The 466-nt window shown below is 42.1% G+C and carries 1 protein-coding gene; it reads right to left on the bottom strand.

Annotation, left to right across the window (positions count from 1 at the left end; genetic code table 11):
- The coding region (locus ACFE6N_RS23610; RefSeq protein WP_378940380.1) for an integrase core domain-containing protein at positions 1-466 on the bottom strand (466 nt) is incomplete at both ends.

The raw sequence follows: 466 nt of genomic DNA, 5'->3' as shown, positions 1-466 counted from the left end.
AGGAATACTCAATTTAAGTGTTTCCATTGGAGTTTTTCCGAAGCAGTGTTTGCCACTATGTGTCCTTTCATTATTGTAGTAGTACATCCATTTATCAAGATCTGCCTGTAGCTCCTCTATCGTGCGATATATCTTTTTTCGAAAGGCAACAGCGTAGAATTCATCCTGGATAGTACGATGGAACCGCTCGCAAATGCCGTTGGTCTGCGGGCTTTTAGCCTTTGTTTTGGTATGGTCGATGTCTTCAATGGCCAGGTATAACTGGAACTCATGCTGTTCCCTTGATCCGCAATATTCAGTTCCTCTATCGGTAAGTATCCGCAGCAAACGCAGGTCGTACTGCTCATAAAACGGCACCACTTTATCATTAAGCATCTCTGCTGCCACCAATGCATTCTTGCGGTCATATAGCTTGGTAAAGGCAACTTTAGCATAAGTATCAATAAATGTTTGCTGATAAATATGA

The sequence above is a fragment of the Pedobacter sp. BG31 genome (assembly GCF_042464845.1).
Lineage (GTDB): Bacteria > Bacteroidota > Bacteroidia > Sphingobacteriales > Sphingobacteriaceae > Pedobacter > Pedobacter suwonensis.
Note: the sequence above shows the minus strand (reverse complement) of the source record. Positions and strands in the feature narration are given on the sequence as shown.